The 20,732-nt window shown below is 60.2% G+C and carries 22 protein-coding genes; 9 read left to right on the top strand and 13 right to left on the bottom strand.

Features of this window, described 5'->3' with window-relative positions; genetic code table 11:
• Nucleotides 1-10 precede the first annotated feature (10 nt).
• The 3 genes from BN1800_RS10265 to BN1800_RS10255 all read right to left on the bottom strand — a co-directional run bounded on the left by BN1800_RS10265 (nucleotide 11) and on the right by BN1800_RS10255 (nucleotide 4,756).
• The gene (locus tag BN1800_RS10265; protein WP_086997018.1) at nucleotides 11-2,353 is read right to left on the bottom strand and encodes a methyl-accepting chemotaxis protein; all 2,343 of its coding nucleotides are present in this window, start codon (nucleotides 2,351-2,353) and stop codon (nucleotides 11-13) included.
• A gap of 229 nt (nucleotides 2,354-2,582) precedes the next feature.
• Complete coding sequence (locus BN1800_RS10260; RefSeq protein ID WP_086997015.1) at nucleotides 2,583-3,482, bottom strand: ribokinase; 900 nt, start codon at nucleotides 3,480-3,482, stop codon at nucleotides 2,583-2,585.
• A gap of 50 nt (nucleotides 3,483-3,532) precedes the next feature.
• Entirely contained in the window at nucleotides 3,533-4,756 is a 1,224-nt protein-coding gene (locus BN1800_RS10255; protein ID WP_086997012.1) for a DNA recombination protein RmuC, read from the bottom strand.
• A gap of 183 nt (nucleotides 4,757-4,939) precedes the next feature.
• Between BN1800_RS10255 and def the strand changes: the two genes are divergently transcribed.
• Genes def through truA form a run of 3 tightly spaced genes read left to right on the top strand, consistent with a single transcriptional unit; the run spans nucleotide 4,940 to nucleotide 7,232 of the window.
• The gene (gene def / locus BN1800_RS10250; protein ID WP_086997009.1) at nucleotides 4,940-5,455 is read left to right on the top strand and encodes a peptide deformylase; all 516 of its coding nucleotides are present in this window, start codon (nucleotides 4,940-4,942) and stop codon (nucleotides 5,453-5,455) included.
• Nucleotides 5,456-5,493: 38 nt separating this feature from the next.
• Entirely contained in the window at nucleotides 5,494-6,429 is a 936-nt protein-coding gene (gene fmt / locus BN1800_RS10245; protein WP_086997006.1) for a methionyl-tRNA formyltransferase, read from the top strand.
• Nucleotides 6,429-7,232 carry a tRNA pseudouridine(38-40) synthase TruA gene (gene truA / locus BN1800_RS10240; protein WP_086997003.1) on the top strand — a complete coding sequence of 268 codons (804 nt, stop codon included), beginning with the start codon at nucleotides 6,429-6,431 and terminating at the stop codon, nucleotides 7,230-7,232. Before fmt ends, truA begins: the two co-directional genes overlap by 1 nt.
• A gap of 24 nt (nucleotides 7,233-7,256) precedes the next feature.
• On the opposite strand, the gene BN1800_RS10235 is transcribed toward truA, so the two are convergent.
• From BN1800_RS10235 to dapD, 3 genes are all read right to left on the bottom strand, one after another.
• Nucleotides 7,257-7,853 (bottom strand): hypothetical protein, encoded by a 597-nt coding sequence (locus BN1800_RS10235; RefSeq protein WP_027510784.1) that lies wholly within the window; start codon nucleotides 7,851-7,853, stop codon nucleotides 7,257-7,259.
• Nucleotides 7,840-9,033, bottom strand: coding sequence for a succinyl-diaminopimelate desuccinylase (dapE, locus tag BN1800_RS10230; RefSeq protein WP_086997000.1), 1,194 nt, complete (start codon nucleotides 9,031-9,033; stop codon nucleotides 7,840-7,842). Before dapE ends, BN1800_RS10235 begins: the two co-directional genes overlap by 14 nt.
• Nucleotides 9,034-9,146: 113 nt before the next feature.
• Nucleotides 9,147-10,007, bottom strand: coding sequence for a 2,3,4,5-tetrahydropyridine-2,6-dicarboxylate N-succinyltransferase (dapD, locus tag BN1800_RS10225; protein ID WP_027510782.1), 861 nt, complete (start codon nucleotides 10,005-10,007; stop codon nucleotides 9,147-9,149).
• 192 nt (nucleotides 10,008-10,199) lie between these two features.
• On the opposite strand from dapD, the gene BN1800_RS10220 reads away from it, so the two are divergent.
• Nucleotides 10,200-11,066, top strand: a complete 867-nt coding sequence (locus BN1800_RS10220) for an LOG family protein (RefSeq protein WP_086996997.1) — start codon at nucleotides 10,200-10,202, stop codon at nucleotides 11,064-11,066.
• A gap of 48 nt (nucleotides 11,067-11,114) precedes the next feature.
• Here BN1800_RS10220 and BN1800_RS10215 read toward each other — a convergent pair whose 3' ends face one another.
• Together BN1800_RS10215 and BN1800_RS10210 are read right to left on the bottom strand one after the other, a co-directional pair.
• Complete coding sequence (locus tag BN1800_RS10215; RefSeq protein WP_086996994.1) at nucleotides 11,115-11,771, bottom strand: EF-hand domain-containing protein; 657 nt, start codon at nucleotides 11,769-11,771, stop codon at nucleotides 11,115-11,117.
• A 111-nt stretch (nucleotides 11,772-11,882) separates the two neighbouring features.
• A complete protein-coding gene (locus BN1800_RS10210) occupies nucleotides 11,883-12,590 on the bottom strand; it encodes a pyrimidine 5'-nucleotidase (RefSeq protein ID WP_086997227.1) in 708 nt (235 codons plus the stop codon).
• Nucleotides 12,591-12,686: 96 nt separating this feature from the next.
• Here BN1800_RS10210 and BN1800_RS10205 point away from each other — a divergent pair, with 96 nt between their 5' ends.
• Nucleotides 12,687-13,751: a bifunctional transcriptional activator/DNA repair enzyme AdaA gene (locus BN1800_RS10205; RefSeq protein ID WP_086996991.1), complete on the top strand. Its 1,065-nt coding sequence runs from the start codon at nucleotides 12,687-12,689 to the stop codon at nucleotides 13,749-13,751.
• A gap of 12 nt (nucleotides 13,752-13,763) precedes the next feature.
• Entirely contained in the window at nucleotides 13,764-14,543 is a 780-nt protein-coding gene (locus tag BN1800_RS10200) for an isocitrate lyase/PEP mutase family protein (protein ID WP_086996988.1), read from the top strand.
• Between the two features lies 1 nt (nucleotide 14,544).
• Here the strand turns inward: BN1800_RS10200 and argB are convergent, their stop codons facing one another.
• Complete coding sequence (gene argB / locus BN1800_RS10195) at nucleotides 14,545-15,432, bottom strand: acetylglutamate kinase (protein ID WP_027510776.1); 888 nt, start codon at nucleotides 15,430-15,432, stop codon at nucleotides 14,545-14,547.
• 145 nt (nucleotides 15,433-15,577) lie between these two features.
• Between argB and BN1800_RS10190 the strand changes: the two genes are divergently transcribed.
• The 3 genes from BN1800_RS10190 to BN1800_RS10180 all read left to right on the top strand — a co-directional run bounded on the left by BN1800_RS10190 (nucleotide 15,578) and on the right by BN1800_RS10180 (nucleotide 17,501).
• Nucleotides 15,578-16,117: a sigma-70 family RNA polymerase sigma factor gene (locus tag BN1800_RS10190; RefSeq protein ID WP_027510775.1), complete on the top strand. Its 540-nt coding sequence runs from the start codon at nucleotides 15,578-15,580 to the stop codon at nucleotides 16,115-16,117.
• Nucleotides 16,114-16,833, top strand: coding sequence for an anti-sigma factor (locus tag BN1800_RS10185; protein WP_086996986.1), 720 nt, complete (start codon nucleotides 16,114-16,116; stop codon nucleotides 16,831-16,833). Before BN1800_RS10190 ends, BN1800_RS10185 begins: the two co-directional genes overlap by 4 nt.
• 110 nt (nucleotides 16,834-16,943) lie before the next feature.
• Nucleotides 16,944-17,501 carry a fasciclin domain-containing protein gene (locus BN1800_RS10180; protein WP_086996984.1) on the top strand — a complete coding sequence of 186 codons (558 nt, stop codon included), beginning with the start codon at nucleotides 16,944-16,946 and terminating at the stop codon, nucleotides 17,499-17,501.
• 51 nt (nucleotides 17,502-17,552) lie between these two features.
• Here BN1800_RS10180 and yihA read toward each other — a convergent pair whose 3' ends face one another.
• The 4 genes from yihA to rpmH form a co-directional block, all read right to left on the bottom strand.
• Complete coding sequence (gene yihA, locus BN1800_RS10175) at nucleotides 17,553-18,209, bottom strand: ribosome biogenesis GTP-binding protein YihA/YsxC (protein WP_086996981.1); 657 nt, start codon at nucleotides 18,207-18,209, stop codon at nucleotides 17,553-17,555.
• Nucleotides 18,210-18,336: 127 nt separating this feature from the next.
• Nucleotides 18,337-20,130 carry a membrane protein insertase YidC gene (gene yidC, locus BN1800_RS10170; RefSeq protein WP_086996978.1) on the bottom strand — a complete coding sequence of 598 codons (1,794 nt, stop codon included), beginning with the start codon at nucleotides 20,128-20,130 and terminating at the stop codon, nucleotides 18,337-18,339.
• The gene (rnpA, locus tag BN1800_RS10165; protein WP_086996975.1) at nucleotides 20,130-20,528 is read right to left on the bottom strand and encodes a ribonuclease P protein component; all 399 of its coding nucleotides are present in this window, start codon (nucleotides 20,526-20,528) and stop codon (nucleotides 20,130-20,132) included. The genes yidC and rnpA overlap by 1 nt, the downstream gene beginning before the upstream one ends.
• 20 nt (nucleotides 20,529-20,548) lie before the next feature.
• Nucleotides 20,549-20,683, bottom strand: a complete 135-nt coding sequence (rpmH, locus tag BN1800_RS10160) for a 50S ribosomal protein L34 (RefSeq protein WP_016552555.1) — start codon at nucleotides 20,681-20,683, stop codon at nucleotides 20,549-20,551.
• Nucleotides 20,684-20,732 lie beyond the last annotated feature (49 nt).

The following is a 20,732-nucleotide window of genomic DNA, read 5'->3' as shown; positions in this document are numbered from 1 at the left end:
GAGCCCTGCCTCAGAACTCTTCCCAGTTGTCCTGCGCAACGGCAGCCGAACCGTGCGCCTGTGGCACAGCTCGGCGCGGCGCGGGAGCCGGAGAACGGTAGGTCGGCGCCGGAGTTGCAGGGGCGCGCATTTGCTGTGCCGCCGAGCGCAGCGCCGTGGCATTTCCCTGACCAGACACACGGAAGCGAAGGACGAGGGCCTTCAGCGTCTGCGCCTCGTCGTTCAGCGCAACGCTGGCTGCTGTCGCCTCTTCGACCATTGCCGCATTCTGCTGGGTCACCTGGTCCATCTGGTTCATGGCCTGGTTGATTTCCTTGAGGCCGATCGCTTGCTCACTTGCGGAGGCTGAGATCTGGCGGATGAGACCGTTGATGCCCATCACCTGCTCGGCGATCTTATGCAGCGTACCCCCGGCCCGGCCGACGAGATCGACGCCTTCCTTGACCTGGATGGCCGAGGTATTGATGAGCGTCTTGATTTCCTTGGCTGCATTTGCAGAGCGTTGGGCCAGCTCGCGGACTTCCTGAGCAACCACAGCGAACCCCTTACCCGCTTCACCGGCGCGCGCCGCTTCGACGCCTGCGTTGAGCGCCAAGAGGTTTGTCTGGAAGGCGATTTCATCGATGACACCGATGATGCGAGAGACTTCAGTCGATGACTGCTCGATGCCGTGCATGGAGGCGATTGCCTTTTGCACCACCTCGCCGGATTTTTCTGCGTCTTCGCAGGCGAGATTAACGTTGTCGGCGGCCGTCCGCGCATTGTCGGCACTCGAATTGACCTGAGCGGTCAGCTCGTTGAGCGCGGCGGCGGTTTCTTCCAGGCTTGCCGCCTGCTGTTCCGTGCGCTTGGCAAGATCCGAGGCGCTGTTGCTGATTTCGCTGGTGCCGGAGCCAATGTTCACGACGCTGAGGTTCATCGTGTTGATCGTCTCTTCAAGGCTGGCAAGCGCAGCGTTGAAATCCTGCTTCAGCTTGTCGTACTCGCCGGGGAACGCCTCTGTGATGCGATGGCCGAGGTTGCCCTGCGATAGTTCGGAGAGCCCGGCACCGACGATGGAAACGATCTGGCGCTGCAGCGCGACCGACTCCTGCCGCTCGCTTTCAGAACGGTTGCGTTCAGTTTCGGCGGCCCTGCGCTGATTGTCAGCCTCTGCTTCGAGCCGTTGCGTATCGGCAAGCGCAAACCGGAATCCTTCGAGGGCTTTGGCGACGGAACCGATTTCGTCCGCGCGGTCCTGACCGGTGACCGGCTCTTCATACTTGCCGTCGCTAAGCGCTTTGACACTCGCAACGAGCGAGCCAAGAGGCTTTTGCACGAAAGAGCGGACGGCAAAATAGAGAGCCAGCATGACGGCACCGAGGACAACAATGCCACCGGCGATCATCATGAAGGTTTGATCGCGCACTGGTGCGTTAATGGCGCTGTGGGGAACATCGACGAGCACGACCCACGTTGCATGAAGATCCGGCACGGCAAACGGATAAACGACGCGGTCGAAAGGTTCATAGCCATCAAGGGAGAGGTTACGAACCACACCTGATGTCATCGAGGCTAGCGCTGTCTTAACTTCGGCCGCACCTTCGCCGTCGCCATAGGGTTTCGACATCAGTTCTTTCGTCGGCGCCACGATCCAGTTGCCGTTTTGCGCAACGAGGGTGACGCGACCCGAACCGAAGGGATGCAATGCCTGCAGTTTGTCGGTGAGCGATTTGAGCGAGATGTCGACGCCTTCGACACCAATCATCTTGCCGCCGGACATGACGGGATAGGCGATGGAGGTCAGCAGCGTTGGAACATCGGTGCCTTCGGCGAGATAGGGTGAGGTGATGGCGCCCTTGCCGCTTTCGGCCGCAAGTTTCCACCATTCCGCGGCATAATCGTTGTCGAAGGTCGAAAACTGGATGGCGCCTTCCCTCGTCTTCGACCAATAGGGCGTAAAGGCGCCGTTCTTGTTCGTGCCCTCATCGAGCTTATCGGCGATCTCGGTTGTTTTGCCGTCGAAGGCGCCGAGCTGTTCACAGAACCAGCTTCCGAAGGCAAAAGCATTCTGCTCAAGGTTAGCTTTGAGGATGTTTACGATGCCCTTGCGGTCGAAGGTCTTGCCTTCGTGACCGCGGCCGACGACGCCCGACATCGAGCGCGCGGCGCTCGCCAACTCGCCTACATTTGCAGCGATCTCGTTGGCAATTGATTTCGCCTCGAGATTGGCTTGGTCCATCGTCAGCATCTGAACGCGATCGCGCGTTTGGTCGATCAGGAAGAGGTTGGAGATCAGCATCACAAGCGCGATGGCCACGCCTGTAATGAGGATGAGCTTTGCGGCAAGCGACTTCATGCGGAAGATGGACATGGGTTCCTCGGCAATGGCGACGCACCGGAGGCGCATTCTCCGGCACGGGGAGGAAATGCCGCGCCGTCATGGAGCAGCCGTGACGTGCCAGGCCCTTCGAGAAAAGCCAGACGATCAAAAGAAAGATCGCCGGAAATCCCTTAAATTTGAATGAAACTATATCGATTCATTCTGCTAATGTATTGAGTTGGTTCATATTTCTTCGAGCGTTCGGTCAAAATCGATAAGACTATATCTTGTTTGCGACTTCGGCGGACAAGGGAATGGATGGCTGTGCTCCGGCCTTGAGGCAGGCCAGCGAGCCGGCGATGGCGGCCCGGCGCAGCGAAGCCTCGAAGTCGAGGCCTTCATCGAGGCTTGCGGCAAAGTAGCCGCAGAACGTATCGCCAGCGCCGACGGTATCCACCGGCTCGATTTTCAGTCCCTTCGCTCGTGTAACGACACCATCCCGGATTGCGATCACGCCGTCTGCGCCGAGCGTCACGATCAATGTCTGTCCGGTCTCTTCGTGCAGGCGCCTTAACGCCGTTTCGCGGTCAGCTGTGCTCATGTTGTCCTGGCCGGCAAGCCGCTCGAACTCCGTCTCGTTGGCAATGACGATATCGGCGAGACGCCCGAGCCGTGGGGCGTCCGCAATAAGCGGGGCGAGATTGAGGACGGTCGTGACGCCCTTGACCTTGGCTGCGGTTAGCGCACGCTCAACCGCCGGCGCCGGCACTTCGAACTGCAGCATCAGGACATCGCCCTTGCTCATGGCGCCGATTGCCGCATCGGCGTCCCCAGCCGTGATAGTCCCGTTTGCGCCCGGCACGACGGCGATCATGTTCTCGCCGTCTCCACCAACAAGAATCAGCGCTGTTCCGGTCGGCCCTTCGACATGCTTGACGCCCGCAAGGCGGGTGCCTGCCTGATCGAGAAGCGCAAGGGCCGGAGCAGCGAATTCATCCTTGCCGACTGCGCCCACCATATGGACCACTCGGCCGGCACGTCGCGCGGCCAATGCCTGGTTGGCTCCCTTGCCGCCGGCCGCCGTTGCAAAGCCGTTGCCGGCCACCGTTTCGCCGGGCTTCGGCAGGCGATCGGTCGTGGCGATGAGGTCCATGTTAATGGAGCCGAAAACTGTGATCATAAAGGGTTTCCCATCATGCTTCTTATGCGGACGGACACTGCCCGATGGGCTCACTCTTCGTCAACCACCCGGAGTTTAAGAAGCCCGGTGCGGCTCTCGACCGACTTTGCCGGAGGTCCGCTTTCACGTTCCTCCTTGAGTGCTCCTCCGCCCTCGAATTCCAGCGCTTCGATTTTTGCGCCGCGTTTGGAGAGCTTGTCAGTGGATGTGATGATCTGATCAATATCCCGCTGTGCCTGGGAAAAATGAGTCTGCAGTTTGCGAACGCGCTCATCAAGCCGCCCGAGATCATCCATCAGGATTGCTACCTCACCCTGGATGACGTGCGCTTGCGCCTGCATGCGCTGATCCTTCAAAACGGCCTGGATGACCTGGATCGACAGCATCAGCAGCGAAGGCGAAACGATGACGATGCGGGAACGATGCGCTTTCTGGACGATCGGCTCGAAATTCTCGTGGATTTCAGCGAAGATCGATTCCGAAGGAACGAAGAGAAATGCCGTCTCCTGCGTCTCACCTTGGATAAGATACTTCTCCGAGATATCGCGGATATGGATTTCCATGTCGCGGCGGAATTGTTGCGAGGCAAGTTTGGTGGCGTCCGGATTGCCCGCGTCGCGAATGGCATTCCATGCTTCGAGAGGAAATTTGGCATCGATGACCAGGGGCGGTGCACTGTTCGGCATGCGCACGGTGCAGTCCGGCCGCGAGCCGTTTGAAAGCGTTTGCTGGAAAGCATAGGCACCCATCGGCAGGCCGTCGGCGACGATTGTCTCCATGCGGGACTGGCCGAAGGCGCCGCGCGTTTGCTTGTTGGAGAGGATAGCCTGAAGCCCGACGACGTCTTTCGCTAGTGTCTGGATGTTGTTCTGAGCCGCATCGATGACGGCAAGCCGTTCCTGCAGTCGCTGAAGGTTCTCGTGCGTCGATTTCGTCTGTTCGCTGATTGTCGTGTTAACGCGTTGCGACATGCCGTCGAGGCGCTGACCGATTGCTTGGTTGAGTTCGGCCTGACGTGTGCCGAAGACCTCAGCCATCGTCGAGATGCGTCCCTTCATCTCGGCTTGGACCTTCAGAAGCTCGGACATCCGGGCATCGGCTTCCGCGGCCCGGATCGCTGCCTCCTCATTCTGCTCGCGGCGGAGATTGCCGTTCCTGAACAGCAGAAACACGAGCACCACGACAACAACCGCAATAGCGCCGCCGGCAAGAGCAAGGATGACGGGGCTGAGCCCTGCGAGCGAAATCGTCAGCGAGTCGGTAGCGTTGTTCATTCGCGCACAATAACAAACTCGGCGGCAATGGCTAGATCAAAACGTGAACAAATCCACGGCGCAATTTCCAGAATGCCGCGCAGCCTAACCGAATGCGGCAAATTCGGAAAGGCGGCGCAAAAAAGCGCCTTCAGGGGTTTCAGGATAATTCCCTAGCCGGAAAAGATAGGTTATGGGAACGCCATGACCATCAAGCCACTTATCATTCTTCCAGATCCCGTCCTCCGCCAGGTTTCCAAGCCGATCGAGCGGGTCGATGCCGATCTCAAGCGTCTTGCCGACGATATGCTGGAAACGATGTATGACGCGCCGGGCATCGGTCTGGCTGCAATTCAGGTCGGCGTGCCGCGCCGTATGCTGGTGATCGACGTTTCGCGCGAGGGCGAGGAAAATCAGCCGCAGGTCTTCATCAATCCGGAGATCCTCAAGTCTTCGGGTGAGCGATCTGTCTATGAAGAAGGCTGCCTTTCCATCCCGGACTATTATGCCGAGGTCGAGCGTCCGGCGGCTGTGACGGTCAAATACCTCGATCGCGACGGCAAGGAGCAGATGGTGGAGGCCGATGGCCTTCTCGCCACTTGCCTACAGCATGAGATCGACCATTTGAACGGCGTACTCTTCATCGATCATATCTCGCGGCTGAAGCGCGAAATGGTGATCAAGAAGTTCACAAAGGCGGCGAAGTCGAAGGCGATTTAGACAGGGCGGCGGGCGGCCCTAAAACTTGGCGGGATAGAATGTCGCTTCGCATCATTTTCATGGGAACGCCGGAGTTCTCGGTCCTGACCCTGCGCAAGCTGGCGGATGCGGGGCATCAGATCGTTGCGGTCTATACGCAGCCGCCGCGGCCGGGCGGACGGCGCGGTCTCGACCTGCAGAAGTCGCCGGTGCATCAGGCCGCCGAACTGCTCGGCCTGTCGGTCTTCACACCGGTCAATTTCAAGGAGCCGGAAGAACGGGAGCGCTTCCGGGCGCTCAATGCGGATGTGGCGGTTGTCGTCGCCTATGGGCTGCTGCTGCCGGAGGCGATTTTGAACGGAACGCGCAACGGCTGCTACAATGGCCATGCCTCGCTGCTGCCGCGCTGGCGCGGCGCAGCACCCATCCAGAGAGCGATCATGGCAGGCGACGAAAAGACCGGCATGATGGTAATGAAGATGGACAAGGGGCTCGATACCGGCCCCGTCGCGTTGACCCGCGAAGTCGAGATCGGACCGAACATGACGGCCGGTGAACTGCATGACAAGCTGATGTACGTCGGCGCCAAGGCCATCGCTGAAGCGATGGTCAAGCTCGAAATGGGCGACCTGCCGCTGACGCCGCAGCCGGAAGAGGGAGTCCTCTATGCCGCGAAGATCGACAAGGGCGAGACGCGGATCGACTTCGGCAGGGATGCAAAGGACGTTCACAATCATATCCGCGGACTGTCGCCATTTCCGGGTGCCTGGTTCGAGATAGGGATCGGCGGCAAGCCGGAGCGGGTGAAGGTGTTGGGTTCGATGCCTGCCGAAGGGCAGGGGAACCCCGGAGAGGTGCTGACGGACGATCTGGTGGTTGCCTGCGGTTCCGGCGCGGTACGGCTGACGAAGCTGCAGAAGGCCGGCGGCAAGCCGCTCGCCGCCGCCGATTTCCTGCGCGGGACGCCGCTTGCTATGGGCACGAGGCTTTCCTGATGCCGCGCTACCGCATGACGGTCGAATATGACGGCCGCGCCTATGTCGGCTGGCAACGGCAGGAAAACGGGCCGTCGGCACAGGGGGCGATCGAGAAGGCGATCCTGTCGGCGAGCGGCGAGACGGTGTCGATCCGCGGTGCGGGTCGCACGGATTCCGGCGTGCATGCGATGGGGCAGGTGATCCACGCCGATCTCGCGAAGGAATGGTCGCCCTTCAAGTTGCAGAATGCGCTGAACGCCCATCTGAAGCTTGCCGGCGAGGCCGTCTCGATCCTCGACGTGACGGTGGCGAGCGAATTCTTCGACGCGCGCTTCTCGGCGCTCCGGCGGCATTATCTCTACCGCATCGTCAGCCGCCGCGCGCCGCTGGCGCTCGAAGCGGGCAAGGCCTGGTGGGTGCCAAAGGCGCTCGATCATGAGGTGATGCACGCGGCCGCCCAGATCCTGGTCGGCAAGCATGATTTTTCCACCTTCCGCTCCGCGCACTGCCAGGCAAACAGCCCGGTCCGCACGCTCGACCGGCTCGACGTGACGCGGAACGGCGAACTCATCGAAATCCGCGCAACGGCGCAGAGCTTCCTGCACAACCAGATCCGCTCCTTCGCCGGAACGCTGAAGCTCGCGGGAGAAGGCAAGTGGACGCCGGAGGATGTGCGTACCGCGCTCGAAGCACGGGACCGCAAGGCCTGCGGTCCGGTCGCCCCGCCGGAGGGGCTTTATTTCATGCAGGTCGATTATCCGGCGGTGATCATCGACCGGCGCAAGCGGACGGAAGAAAATGGTGATGACGATCTGTCATGACCTGGCCTACGCGAGATCGTTGACCTAGACCGGATAAATGCCAAGGAAGCGCTGGAGATATTCAGCGAAGATCATGGTCGGCACCAGCAGAGCCAGCGTCAGCGCCCCGACCATCAGCCCGTGGCCGTGGAAGATCATCCGCAAAATCCTTGCAAGCATGAAGACCTGCGCCATCATGAAGACCAAGAGCAGGACCGACACGACGCTGATGGCGCCGGGAATGAAGAAGACCAGCGCCAGCAGCAGACCGTTGATGTAGGAAAGCGGCACGCCCAGCCAGTTGACGCTGACGACCACGGCGGCAAAGCGATCACCCATGCGGAAGGCAAACAGCAACAGTCCAGCAAAGACCAGCGGCACGAACCAGTTGGCGATTTCGACCAGACCCAAGCGGAAATAGAAGGGCAGGCCGACGTCGACATGCGGCGGCATCGACTGCAGGAAAGCCTGACGCCACCAGAGCCACGAAATACCCATCGGCGGCAGGCACCAGGCCATCGCCCAGAAAGAGCGGTTGACGCCCCGGTCCGACATGTCGAGAAACCGGAAGCCGCGCGTATCCATACGGATCAGCAGCCACAAACCCGACAGATAGTATTGAACCTCTCTAAGCCCCGGCATTCACAAACCAGCGCTCGATAAAGGCTTCATAGATCTGCGTCAGCGTTTCGAGATCGGAAACGGTAACGCGTTCATCGACCATGTGCATGGTCTGCCCGACGAGCCCGAATTCGACGACCGGGCAATAATCCTTGATGAAACGCGCGTCCGACGTGCCGCCGGTGGTCGAAAGCTTCGGTGCCTTGCCGGCAATGCTTTCCACGGCGGAGGAGAGGGATGCAATCAGTGCGTTGTTGTGGGTGAGGAAGACATGGCTCGGCCGGTCGGCCCAGACGATGTCATATCTTACCGGCTCACGGCCGGGGCGCAACACGCCGTCCTTGGCAGCGACGTCAAGACGACGGAGGATTTCCACCTGTAACGTGTCAACCGTCCAGGTGTCGTTGAAGCGGACGTTGAAGCTCGCCGTTGCCTTCGCCGGAATGACATTGGTGGCCGGATTGCCCACATCAATGGTCGTCACTTCGAGATTCGACGGTTGGAAGTTCTCCGTTCCTTTGTCGAAGGGGGGATCCATCAATGCGCTGGTGAGCTGCAGCATGCCGCGTACCGGATTGTCTGCGAGGTGCGGATAGGCGGCGTGGCCCTGAACGCCGTGCACCGTGATCTTGCCGGAGAGTGAACCTCGGCGGCCGATCTTGATCATGTCGCCGAGGGCATCCGGATTGGTTGGCTCGCCGACGAGGCAGGCATCCCAGCGCTCGCCGCGTTCTGTCGCCCATTGCAGGAGTTTGATCGTGCCGTTGATCGCCGGGCCTTCTTCATCGCCGGTGATCAGGAAGGAGATCGAGCCCTTTGGATTTCCATGTTTTTCGACGTACCGGGAAACGGCTGCCACGAAGCAGGCGATCCCACCCTTCATGTCGACCGCGCCACGGCCGAAGAGCTCGCCGCCAGCAATCTCGGCGGCGAAGGGCGGATGCGTCCATGCGGCTTCGTCGCCAACCGGGACGACGTCCGTGTGTCCCGCGAACATCAGATTCGGGCCATCACCGCCCAGTCGCGCGTAAAGGTTTTCGATGTCGGGCGTGCCGGCTTCCGTCGCTTTCACCTTGTCTACCGTAAAACCCAGAGGCGAGAGCATGGTGTCGAGCGCAGAAAGCGCGCCGCCTTCGGCAGGCGTCACGGAGGGGCAGCGGATGAGCGTCTGAAGATTGGCGACGGGATCGGTGGCGGTCATGAGGGTCGAATTATCCGGCGGGAATGGCAAAGACATGGCAAGGCGGCGAACCGCCTCGCTGAAAAAAGAACGCCGTCTGTTTACCGGATCGGAATCCGGCTGTCACTGAAAGCTTAGTCGCGCAGCAATTCATTGATGCCGGTCTTCGAGCGGGTCCGTTCGTCGACGCGCTTGACGATCACGGCGCAATAGAGATGCGGCGCAGGCTGGCCGTTTGCCATGGTCTTGTTGACACTCGGCATGGAACCCGCAACGACGACGGAATAGGGCGGCACTTCGCCGTACATGACTTCCCCGGTGGTGCGATCGACGATCTTGGTCGACTTGCCGATAAAGACGCCCATGCCGAGCACCGAGCCTTCGCGGATGATGCAGCCTTCGACGACCTCCGAGCGGGCGCCGATGAAGCAGTTGTCTTCGATGATCGTCGGGCCGGCCTGCATCGGCTCCAGCACGCCGCCGATGCCGACGCCACCGGATAGATGCACATGTTTGCCGATCTGCGCGCAGGAACCGACGGTGGCCCAGGTATCGACCATCGTGCCTTCATCGACATAGGCACCGAGATTGACGAAGGAGGGCATCAGCACGACGTTCTTGGCGATGTGGGCCGAGCGGCGGACGACGCAGTTCGGAACGGCGCGGAAGCCCGCGGCACGGTACTGGTTCTCGCCCCAGCCTTCGAACTTGGAGGGCACCTTGTCCCACCAGGTGGAATTGCCGGAACCGCCCTTGACGACTTCCATGTCGTTCAGGCGGAAGGAAAGCAGGACGGCTTTCTTGAGCCACTGATTGATCGTCCAGATGCCATCGGCGCCGCGCTCGGCGACGCGAACCTTGCCACCGTCGAGGAGTTCGAGCGCTGCCTCGACAGCTTCGCGAACTTCGCCTTTCGTTGACGCGTTCACGTTTTCGCGGTTGTCGAAGGCCGCTTCGATGGTCTTTTCGAGGGATGCGAGGTTGGTGGCGCTCATGAGAATTCCTTAAACTTCGAACTTTATCCTGAGACTGAGAAGTCTCCGGGAATTGTGATCGGCGGGATGCGATCTGCTCTATCGCATGAGCGGCTAAAATGGAATGATTTTTCGAACGAGATCGTTTCTGGATTCAAGGCGTTATAGACATACCCGGCAAGTATTGCCGGCTTTCTTGAAGGGCATTTTGAAATGGTGAAGGGAAAGAATGGCAAGCCCAGGCGCAAGGATGGAGTCTGGGCTCCGCTGAAGTCGAGCGAGATCGACAGGCATCGCGCACTGGCCGTGCCGAAGACGCCGCAAACGCTTTCTCCTTCCTATCGCCTCGCCTATGCCGACGACGACTTTCTCTGCCGCGAGGAATTGCGGCCGATCCGTCTCCAACTGGAACTCCTCAAAGTCGAGATGATGCTGACGGAGCGCGGCATCAAATCCACCGTGGTCTTGTTCGGCGGCGCGCGTATTCCCGCCCCTGGCCAGAGCGCATGGGCAGCCCGCAACGACATCCAGCGTGCGAATCTGGAGGCAGCCTCCATCTACTATGACGAGGCACGCAAATTCGCCCGGCTATGCTCAAAATATTCCGCCGGCTTCGATTTCCATGAGTATGTGATCGTCACGGGCGGCGGTCCGGGCGTCATGGAAGCGGGAAACCGCGGAGCGGCCGATGAAGGCGCCCCCTCGATCGGCCTCAATATCGTGCTGCCGCACGAGCAGGCCCCAAACGCCTATGTGACGCCGGAGCTCAGCTTCAATTTCCATTATTTCGCGATCCGCAAGATGCATTTCATGGTGCGGGCGAAAGCGATCGCGGTATTTCCGGGAGGGTTCGGAACCCTCGACGAATTCTTCGAATGCCTGACGCTGATCCAGACGGGACGCATGGAAAAGATGCCGCTCATTCTCTTCGGCGAGAAGTTCTGGCGCCGCATCGTCAATTTCGAGGCACTTGCCGAATTCGGCACGATCGCGCCTGACGACGTGAAGCTGATCAGCTTCGTCGATTCGGCGGATGCTGCCTGGAAGATCATCCAGGATTTTTACGAGCATGAGTCATAAAGAACCCGCCGCGAATTGCGACGGGCATCGGTTTCGATAAATTCCAGCTTACAGGAGCGGTCGATCCGGCATGTCGTCGATCGAGATCACGCCGTCCTTGCTGCGATCCATGCGAATGAAGAACATGTCGAAGGCAGCCTCGGCCTCCTGCTTGGAAATCTGGCCGTTCTCGTCCGCGTCCACGCGGCGCATCATAGACGTGAACATCATCCTGCCACCGTCGCGCATCCCCCAGCGCTGATCGCCGCGGCCGCGATCGCCGTCGCCTCGATCACGGTCGGCGCGCTTCGGAATCTTCGGCTGGTCGCCGTTGTCGGCCGTCCGCGGAGCGTTGGGCACGCTGTCGTCATTGGCGCCCATTTGGTCATCCCGTGCCCTGCGGTCCTCCATTTGGGCTTCATGGTACTTGCGGATCTCGCCCGGCGTCAGCGACCCGTCGTTATTTGCATCGATCGCGGCAAAGACCTTCTCAATGCCGTCCTGGGCTTCCTGTTTGGAAATCCGGCCGTCCTTGCTGGTGTCGAACTGCTTCAACATGCGCACAAAGGCAACCTCGCGCATTGCTTCAGCGCGCATACCGTCGCCCATCATCTGGCGCGACGGTTGGCGGGCCCTGTCGCCAGGAGCGGCAAAACTGGCGCCGGCTGCAGCACCGACGATCATGACGGAGGAAAGTGCGATCAGTGTCAGCGTGTTCCGAGACATCGTATTTCCTTTCGGGTTCGCAATCTCGCTGGGGATCACGCTCGAAAGGTAGCGCCAATGTGTCAATTTGACCAATCAAACATGGGTAAGCTCGGTGAAACTTTCGTAACCCTAGTCCCCAACATTTGCCAGAAACCCAGCCAGATCGTCGGTGACGAAATCGATATGATCCTCGTCGCCGCTGGTTTGTTCCCACCATTCGACGACGGTTTCCTCGAGATTGTTCGGCACGAGCAAGACAGTCTGCATGCCGAGCGCCTTCGGAACCACAAGGTTGCGCGGGAGATCCTCGAACATGGCCGCCTTGCCGGTTTCGACGCGTTTTAGCGCCATGAACTTGTCATAGGTGACATGCGCCGGTTTCGGCACGAAATCCGCCGCGACGATGTCGAAGATATCGTCGAAATGTTCGAGGATGCCGAGCGCACCAGCGGTCATTTCGGCATGCTTGACGCTGCCGTTGGTGAAGATGAACTTGCGGCCGGGAAGTGCCTTGATCGCTGCGCCCAATTCCGGCTGAGCCGTAAGGCCCGAATAGTCGATGGCATGGGCCTTTTCCAGAAAGTCGTTCGGATCGACGCCGTGATGGATCATCAGACCCTGCAGCGTCGTGCCATGATCGAGATAATATTGCTTCTGCAGCTTGCGTGCCTCGTCCCGCTCCATCTGGAGGAGGGCAGAAACATAGGCCGTCATGTTCTTATCGATCTGCGCGAAGAGATTCACGTGATGTGGATAAAGCGTGTTGTCGAGGTCGAAGACCCATTCGGTCACATGCGCAAAATCGGCTTTGGTCGGAGTACGATCTATCTTGGTCATGGCGGCGTTATGGCACGGGCCAAGGAAATTGCCGAACAAAAAATAGACGCCCGATTTTCGACGGACGGCAACGGGAAGGGATGATAAAAGGCTTTCATGCTTTTCGATCTCCCCAATGACGATACGCTCTATGATGCGCTGATCGCCCGCAGCTCCGATTATGAGGGGCTCGCCTATGTCTGCGTGAGGACGACCGGCGTCTTCTGTCGGTTGACCTGTCCGGCCCGCAAGCCGAAGCGGGAGAACACGCTCTTCCACGATTCCATCGCCACTTGCATACAGTCCGGTTTCCGGCCCTGCCAGCGCTGTAAGCCGCTGGAACAGACGGGCAGGGAACCGATCGTCGGCGAACTGCTGGAAGCGCTCGACCGCGATCCGGCGGCGCGATGGACCGAGGACGACTTGATCCGCAAGGGCTATGATCCTTCCACCGTGCGGCGTGCATTCAAACGATCGCTTGGCGTGACCTTCCTCGACATCGCCCGCTATCGGCGCCTCGGGGAGGCGGCAAGACAGCTCGCAGGCGGCGCCCGCGTCATCGATGCCCAGTTGGATGCCGGTTACGAGTCGGGCAGCGGGTTTCGCGCCGCGTTTCAGCGACTGATTGGCAAGGCGCCTGCCATGTCACAGAACCGGGAACTGCTCTTTGCCGACTGGTTCGAAACGCCGCTCGGGCCGATGGTCGCGGTGGCTGATCAGACGCACCTGCATCTTCTGGAATTCCATGATCGGAAGGCGCTGCCGGCTGAACTGGAAAACCTGCAGCGCAAGACGCACTCCTCCGTTGCCGCCGGGCGAACGCCTGCGATCGAGCAGATCGATGCCGAGCTGCGGGCCTATTTCGAGCGCAGATCCGCAGATTTCCAGACACCCTTGGCGTTCGGCAACGGCACGGCCTTCGAGCGGGCGGTCTGGGCGAAGCTTCTGGAAATTCCTGTCGGAGAAACGCGTTGCTATGGTGATCTCGCAAGGGAAATGGAAAATCCGCAGATGATGCGCGCGGTCGGTCGGGCCAACGGCGCAAACCAGCTCGCCATCATCATCCCCTGCCATCGCGTGGTCGGCGCGGACGGATCGCTGACCGGATATGGCGGCGGGCTCTGGCGCAAGCAATGGCTTTTACGTCACGAAGGAAAAATGAGGCCCCCAGGGGCTGTTTGAGGAGGAAGTTCAATGAATCACGTGGAAAAGGCGAAGGCGTTCGGCGCACTTCATCGGAAGGGCAATCCTGTCGTCCTCTACAACATCTGGGATGCCGGTACGGCGAAGGCAGTCAGCGATGCAGGCGCCAAGGCGCTTGCGACAGGCAGCTGGTCGGTTGCCGCGGCGCAAGGTTATGCCGACGGCGAAAAAATCCCGCTGGAGGCGCTTGTCGCAACAGTGCAATCGATCACTGCTGCCAACGACTTACCCCTCTCCGTGGATTTCGAGGGCGCCTATTCGACCGAGCCAGCGGGAGGCGCCGCCAACGTCGCGAAGCTGATTGATGCAGGCGCCGTCGGCATCAATTTCGAGGACCAGGTCGTCGGCGGTAGCGGGCTGCATCCGATCGATCAGCAGGTCGCACGCATTCGCGCCATCCGCGAGATGGCCGAGACGAAAGGCATTCCGTTCTTCATCAATGCCCGCACCGACCTGTTCCTCAAACTCTCCGATCCCGACCGGCATGTGCCGCTGGTGGACGAGGCAATCGAGCGAGCAGCCGCCTATGCTGAGGCTGGCGCCAGCGGCTTCTTTGCGCCGGGATTGTCGAACCGGGACCTGATCCGCCGGCTCTGTGAAGCGGTTACACTGCCGGTCAACATCATGATGCGGCAAGGCGTGCCGGATGTGAAGACGCTGGCAACGCTCGGTGTCGGCCGTGTCAGTTATGGGCCGGGGCCTTATCGCGCAATGATGGAGAAGTTGAAGGAGGCAGCCGAGGCGGTCTTCGCCGCCGCGGGCCAAGCTTGAATTACGGAACGATCAGCGTTCCGGCGCCGTGCTCGGTGAAGATTTCGAGCAGCACGGAATGGGCCGTCTTGCCGTTCAGGATGACGACGCCCTGGACGCCGGCCTTGATCGCGTCGATGCAGGTTTCGACCTTCGGAATCATGCCGCCGGAAATCGTACCGTCGGCGATCAGCGCGTGCGCCTGAGCAACGGAGAGTTCCTTGATCAGATTGCCCTGTTTGTCGAGCACGCCGGGAACGTCCGTCAGGAAGAGCAGGCGCGTGGCGTTCAGCGCCCCGGCGATAGCGCCCGCGAAAGTGTCGGCATTGATGTTGTAGGTCGCGCCGTCGCGGCCGGGGGCGACCGGGGCGATGACCGGGATCATCTCCGAGCGGGCGAGCAGGTCGAGCAGCGTGCGGTCGACTTCGACCACTTCGCCGACGAAGCCGAGGTCAAGCACGCGCTCGATATTCGAATCCGGATCCTTGACCTTTTTCTGCGCCTTTTCGGCAAAGACCATATTGCCGTCCTTGCCGCAAAGCCCAATCGCCCATTCGCCCGTCTGGTTGATGAGCGCCACGATCTCCTTGTTGATGGAGCCGGCAAGCACCATCTCGACGATCTCGACGGTCTTGGCATCGGTGACGCGAAGACCGCCTTCGAACTTCGACTCGATGCCCATCCTCGTCAGCATCGCGCCGATCTGCGGACCGCCGCCATGGACGACGATCGGGTTGACGCCGGACTGCTTCAAAAGCGCGACGTCGCTGGCGAAAGCCTTGCCGAGTTCGGGATTGCCCATGGCATGGCCGCCGTATTTGACGACGATCGTCTTGTTCTCGTAACGCTGCATGAAAGGCAGCGCCTGTGCGAGAAGGCGTGCTTGGGTTTCGCTTTCGGACTGGTTCATGGCATACCCCGCAGAATGGATCGCGGCCTTTTATCTCAAGTTTTTGACAGATGGAATAATGCCCGGCGCATTAGTTGCTGTGCCTCTTGTCAATTTGAGCCGTCGCCCTTTATTGGCATCGTGTCAAAGATAGATGGGCCGCGGCATGACAAGCGATGAAATCGCGCAATTGATAGGCCGCATCGCCATGGCCGACCGGAGGGCTTTTGCCGATCTCTACAAGGAGACGAGCCCGAAACTTTTCTCCATATGCCTGCGTATCCTGAACGATCGCGTTGAAGCCGAGGAGGCCCTGCAGGAGGTCTATGTAAAGATCTGGCAGCGCTCCGGCGCCTTCGTCGCGACTCAGGGCGCGCCGTCTTCCTGGCTTGCAGCGATTGCCCGCAACCAGGCGATCGATGCGATGCGGGCGCGAAAGCCTGTCGCCGATGAGTTGAACAGTGAATACGATCTTCCCGATCCCGGCCTCGACCCGGAAAAGCAGGCTGTGCTGTCCGATGAAGGAAGGCGGATTGACACCTGCATGGAAGAGTTGGAAGCTGATCGGGCGCAGGCGGTGAAGAGAGCCTATGTCGAAGGACTGAGCTACCAGGAACTTGCCGATCAGTTTGGCGTTCCGCTGAACACCATGCGGACATGGCTGCGGCGCAGCCTTTTGAAGCTGAGAGAGTGCATGGAGCGATGACATCGCCGGATCAAAGCAAGGGAGGCCGCTCCCGTGATGAAGTGCTCGCCGGCGAGTACGTGCTTGGTGTTCTTTCGTTTCAGGATCGCCGTGTGGTCGAGGAGCGCATGCGCAGGGACCGCCAGTTTGCCGCGATCGTCAGCCGCTGGGAAACGAACCTCTCTGCTTTCAACGATGAGTATGAGGTAGCCGCCACCCCGGACCGGGAAACTTTCAAGCAGATCGAGGCGCGCCTTTTCGGCGAGCCGGAGCTTTCGCGGTCCTTCTCGCGGGGCCTTTGGAATTCCGCTGTCTTCTGGCGCTCGCTGACCTTCGCCTCGCTGGTCGTCGCAATCGGCGCAATCATCTTCGCCTCCGGCGTCGTTCCGCCGAATGGTTCGTCGTCGCTGGTCGCTGAATTGTCGTCCGCCGACAGCCAAGTGAATCTGCTTGCCTCCTACCACGCCGAAAGCGGCCGCCTCCACCTCGTTCCTGTCGCGGCCGGCGGCGCAGAGAAAAAATCGCTGGAGCTCTGGCTGGTTCCCGGAAGCGGAGCTCCCAGGTCGCTCGGTATTTTCCAGCCGGGTGAAAATGGTGAGCTTATCATCCCCGCTGATCTGCGCGGCAACATTGCCGAAGGCGTGACGCTCGCCGTCAGCCTTGAGCCTTTTGGCGGCTCGACGACCGGTGCGCCGACGGGACCAGTTGTCGCCAGCGGCACCACGCATCGCCGCTAGACAAAATCGTCTCCTCTGAAACTCTTCCTGCATCGCCCCGTACATCTCGGTGTCCGGGCGGGCCGAGGCATTCCGCACGCGAGCCGGCGCCGGACGTGAGGAGAACGATCATGATGAAGTCTGCTTTGCGCAACATCGCGCTTGCCACTGCCATATCCGCAACCGCCTTCGCTGCGCAGGCCAAGAACCCCATGGTAGGTGGCGCTCCGATGTACCCGACGAAGAACATCATCGAAAATGCAGTCAACTCGGAGGACCACACCACCCTAGTCGCCGCGGTTAAAGCTGGCGGGCTCGTCGGCACGCTCGAAGGCAAAGGCCCGTTCACGGTCTTCGCACCGACCAACGAGGCTTTCGCCGCCCTGCCGAAGGGCACAGTCGAGACGCTTCTGAAGCCGGAAAACAAGGCCGCGCTCGTCAAGGTGCTGACCTGTCACGTGGTCGCTGCAGATGCGATGGCGAAGACCGTCGCCAAAATGATCAAGGACGATGGCGGCGAACACGACATCAAGACGGTGGGCGGCTGCGTGCTGAAGGCCAAGGAGAGCATGGGCAAGATCACGCTGACCGATGAAATGGGAGGCACGGCACATGTGACGATCGCCGATGTCAAGCAGGCGAACGGCGTTATCCATGTCGTTGACAAGGTGCTTCTGCCTAAGACGTGATTAGACTGGGATTGCAGGACGAAGGAGGGAGGCGCCTCGGGGGCGCCTCCTTCATTTCCAGTAGGAAATCTCAACTGTATCCGCAATGGCCTGGCGCAACTCGTCCAATCCCTCGCTCTTCTCTGAGGAGGTTGCGATGACGAGCGGGAAGGCCGCCGGACGCTTTTTGATCTTCTCGGTGGTTTCCGTGAGCAGCTTGGCGACCGCGGGCGGTTTAATCTTGTCGGTCTTGGTCAGTACGATCTGGTAGGAAACGGCGGCTTTGTCGAGCAGGCTCAGAACGTCTTCGTCGTTCTTCTTGATGCCATGGCGGCTGTCGATCAGCACGTAGACGCGCTTCAGCGTTGCCCGGCCGCGCAGATAATCGAACACAAGTTTCGTCCAGGCATCGACCTGATCCTTCGGCGCCTGCGCATAGCCGTAGCCCGGCATATCAACGAGCGCCATCGGCGGCAGGTCGCCGCCTTCGCCGGAATAACCGTCCGGCACGAAGTAGTTCAGCTCCTGCGTCCGGCCCGGCGTATTTGAGGTACGGGCCAGCCCCTTATGCCCGACAAGCGCATTGATGAGTGACGACTTGCCGACATTCGAGCGTCCGGCAAATGCCACTTCCAGTGGCCCTTCCGGCGGCAGGAACTTCATGGAAGGCACGCCGCGGATGAAGATCCATGGGCGCCCGAAGAGTGGCTTTTCGTTCTTTTGCGTCATTCCGCTTTTCCAGCGTCCTAATTCATTGCGTGTATGGCATTCAGGTTTCGGGCGATTTTGTCAACCGATGCACTCGGTGCGCTCTTTTGCCGAAAAGAAAAAGCCCCGCCGAAGCGAGGCTTTTCATTCATTTCGATGGCGCCGGTTTTCGCCGGAACAAGCCCTTGAGATTGTCGAAGAGCTCGATCTTCACGCCGTGGCGGCGCATGATGACCCCTTGCTGCATAACGGAGAGCGTATTGTTCCAGGCCCAGTAAATGACGAGGCCGGCCGGGAAGCTTGCCAGCATGAAGGTAAAGACCAGCGGCATCCAGTTGAAGATCATCGCCTGTGTCGGGTCGGGCGGCGTCGGGTTCATGCGCATCTGCACGAACATCGTCACACCCATGATCAGGGGCCATATCCCGAGATGCAGGAGGGCGGGCGCTTCGAAGGGGAGCAGGCCGAAGAGGTTGACGATCGTGGTCGGATCGGGAGCCGAGAGATCCTGAATCCAGCCGAAGAACGGCGCATGCCGCATTTCGATCGTGATGTAGATGACCTTGTAGAGCGCGAAGAAGACCGGAATCTGCAACGCGATCGGCCAGCAGCCGGCAATCGGATTGATCTTCTCTTCCTTGTAGAGCTGCATCATCGCCTGCTGCAGGCCCATGCGGTCGTCGCCGAACTTGGCTTTGAGCTCCTCCATCTTCGGCTGCACGCGCTTCATGTTCGCCATCGAGGCGTACTGCTTGCTGGCAAGCGGGAAGAATAGGCCCTTGACGACAATCGTCGTCATTAGGATCGCGACGCCGAAGTTGCCGAAGTAGCGAAAGAAGAAATCCATCAGCTTGAACATCGGCTTGGTGATGAAATAGAACCAGCCCCAGTCGATCAGGCGGTCGAAACGCGGGATCTGATAGGAGGCCTCGTAACCGTCGATGACCGGAACTTCCTTGGCGCCGGCGAAGACGAGGTTCTTGAGTTCAATGGACTGTCCGGGGGCAACCGTTACGGCGTCTTCCTTGTAGTCAGCCTGATAGCGTGGTTGGCCGTCGGTGAAATGCGAGAAGCGCGCTTCATAAGCCGATTTCTGCGGCGGGACGATCGTCGCGGCCCAGTACTTGTCGGTCATGCCAAGCCAGCCGCCGGTGGACTTGGCGGGCGTGACGGCTTCCTCCTCGACAGCAGAGTACTTGCTCTCGACCAGGCCGTCGCCGATGACGCCGATAAAGCCCTCATGCAGGACGTAAACGGAGGGCGTCGTCGGTTTGTTGTAGCGGGTAACGCGGCCGTAGGAGGAAATGGAGGCTGGAGCGCTGCCGCTGTTCGTCACCTTGTCCGTGACGGTGAACATGTAGCGGTCGTCGACTGAAATCGTCCGCGCAAAGGTCAGGCCCCTGTCGTTGGTATAGGTCAGCGTCACCGGCGACTTGTCGGTGAGCTTGGCGCCTTCCGGCGCCGTCCAAATGGTCGACGCGCCCGGAACCGCGCCGGTCTGGTCGCTACCGATATAGCCGAGTTCGGTGAAGTAGCCATCCTTGGTATCGGCCGGCGAGAAAAGCGTAATGATCGGGCTGCTCTTGTCGACGGTCTCGTGATAGCCCTTGAGCTTCAGGTCGTCGAGGCGGGCGCCCGCCAGGTTGATGGAGCCTGCGAGCGCTTCCGTGTCGATCACAACACGCGGCGCCTTGGCAAGCGCTTCCTCGCGCGTTGCGGTCGCAGCCGCCTGGCCGGTCGGCGCGGCGCCGCTTGTTTGCTGCTGTGCGGGCTGGCCGCCTGCGGCAGGGGCCTGCGTCTGTTCGGTCTGCTGCTGCGCTTTCTGGGCTTCCTGCGCCTTGCGCTGAGCCTCGATCCGCGGATTCATGTAAAGAAACTGCCAGCCGAGAACGATCAGCACCGAGAGAGCGATCGCAATGAAATAATTGCGGTTGTTTTGCATCATACGTTCCTGGGGCGTCCGTCGGAGGATCGCCTGTGTTTCGGCTTGTTTTCGACGCGTGCCTTAAGCTCCGCGCTCAATTCTTTGAAGGACGCCGTGAGGCAGTCTCTTCGCGCGACAACCACATAGTCGTGTCCGGGCTGCATTGCAAACCCCGCATGAAGCCGCACCGCCTCTTTGAGGCGGCGGCGCATGCGATTCCGTTCAACTGCGTTGCCATGTTTCTTGGTGACGGTGAAGCCGACGCGGGCTTCGGTCTCGGGCTCGTTCCGGTCGAAAACCTCAAGCAGGAAGAGGCCACCCCTGCGCTTTTCGCCGTTGCGGACAGCAAGAAATTGCGGGCGGCTTTTCAGCCGCCCTGCAATATTTTTGTCAGTGGTCGTCATTTCGCCCGCCATCTTTAACCGGGCAATCGGCCTTAGGCCGAAAGACGCTTGCGGCCACGCGCGCGGCGGGCAACGATGACCTTGCGGCCGCCCTTGGTGGCCATACGCGCACGGAAACCGTGGCGGCGCTTGCGGACAAGCTTCGATGGTTGGTAGGTACGCTTCATTTATTTAAACACCGCGGAGTGCGGCCCTTCTTGAATTTGCATATATTGC

Source organism: Rhizobium sullae (assembly GCF_900169785.1).
Classification (GTDB): Bacteria; Pseudomonadota; Alphaproteobacteria; order Rhizobiales; family Rhizobiaceae; genus Rhizobium; species Rhizobium sullae.
This window is presented reverse-complemented; position numbering and strand designations above follow the sequence as displayed.

What these genes read in the sequence shown, in the direction of transcription:
- fmt (WP_086997006.1), top strand. Translation starts at nt 5,494, where the DNA reads ATGTCGCTTCGCATCATTTTCATGGGAACGCCGGAGTTCTCGGTCCTG.
- argB (WP_027510776.1), bottom strand. Translation starts at nt 15,432, where the DNA reads ATGAACCAGTCCGAAAGCGAAACCCAAGCACGCCTTCTCGCACAGGCG.
- BN1800_RS10200 (WP_086996988.1), top strand. Translation starts at nt 13,764, where the DNA reads ATGAATCACGTGGAAAAGGCGAAGGCGTTCGGCGCACTTCATCGGAAG.
- BN1800_RS10210 (WP_086997227.1), bottom strand. Translation starts at nt 12,590, where the DNA reads ATGACCAAGATAGATCGTACTCCGACCAAAGCCGATTTTGCGCATGTG.
- dapE (WP_086997000.1), bottom strand. Translation starts at nt 9,033, where the DNA reads ATGACCGCCACCGATCCCGTCGCCAATCTTCAGACGCTCATCCGCTGC.
- BN1800_RS10180 (WP_086996984.1), top strand. Translation starts at nt 16,944, where the DNA reads ATGATGAAGTCTGCTTTGCGCAACATCGCGCTTGCCACTGCCATATCC.
- BN1800_RS10260 (WP_086997015.1), bottom strand. Translation starts at nt 3,482, where the DNA reads ATGATCACAGTTTTCGGCTCCATTAACATGGACCTCATCGCCACGACC.
- def (WP_086997009.1), top strand. Translation starts at nt 4,940, where the DNA reads ATGACCATCAAGCCACTTATCATTCTTCCAGATCCCGTCCTCCGCCAG.
- BN1800_RS10235 (WP_027510784.1), bottom strand. Translation starts at nt 7,853, where the DNA reads ATGCCGGGGCTTAGAGAGGTTCAATACTATCTGTCGGGTTTGTGGCTG.
- BN1800_RS10255 (WP_086997012.1), bottom strand. Translation starts at nt 4,756, where the DNA reads ATGAACAACGCTACCGACTCGCTGACGATTTCGCTCGCAGGGCTCAGC.
- BN1800_RS10215 (WP_086996994.1), bottom strand. Translation starts at nt 11,771, where the DNA reads ATGTCTCGGAACACGCTGACACTGATCGCACTTTCCTCCGTCATGATC.
- BN1800_RS10220 (WP_086996997.1), top strand. Translation starts at nt 10,200, where the DNA reads ATGGTGAAGGGAAAGAATGGCAAGCCCAGGCGCAAGGATGGAGTCTGG.
- yidC (WP_086996978.1), bottom strand. Translation starts at nt 20,130, where the DNA reads ATGCAAAACAACCGCAATTATTTCATTGCGATCGCTCTCTCGGTGCTG.
- dapD (WP_027510782.1), bottom strand. Translation starts at nt 10,007, where the DNA reads ATGAGCGCCACCAACCTCGCATCCCTCGAAAAGACCATCGAAGCGGCC.
- yihA (WP_086996981.1), bottom strand. Translation starts at nt 18,209, where the DNA reads ATGACGCAAAAGAACGAAAAGCCACTCTTCGGGCGCCCATGGATCTTC.
- rnpA (WP_086996975.1), bottom strand. Translation starts at nt 20,528, where the DNA reads ATGGCGGGCGAAATGACGACCACTGACAAAAATATTGCAGGGCGGCTG.
- BN1800_RS10265 (WP_086997018.1), bottom strand. Translation starts at nt 2,353, where the DNA reads ATGTCCATCTTCCGCATGAAGTCGCTTGCCGCAAAGCTCATCCTCATT.
- rpmH (WP_016552555.1), bottom strand. Translation starts at nt 20,683, where the DNA reads ATGAAGCGTACCTACCAACCATCGAAGCTTGTCCGCAAGCGCCGCCAC.
- BN1800_RS10190 (WP_027510775.1), top strand. Translation starts at nt 15,578, where the DNA reads ATGACAAGCGATGAAATCGCGCAATTGATAGGCCGCATCGCCATGGCC.
- BN1800_RS10205 (WP_086996991.1), top strand. Translation starts at nt 12,687, where the DNA reads ATGCTTTTCGATCTCCCCAATGACGATACGCTCTATGATGCGCTGATC.
- truA (WP_086997003.1), top strand. Translation starts at nt 6,429, where the DNA reads ATGCCGCGCTACCGCATGACGGTCGAATATGACGGCCGCGCCTATGTC.
- BN1800_RS10185 (WP_086996986.1), top strand. Translation starts at nt 16,114, where the DNA reads ATGACATCGCCGGATCAAAGCAAGGGAGGCCGCTCCCGTGATGAAGTG.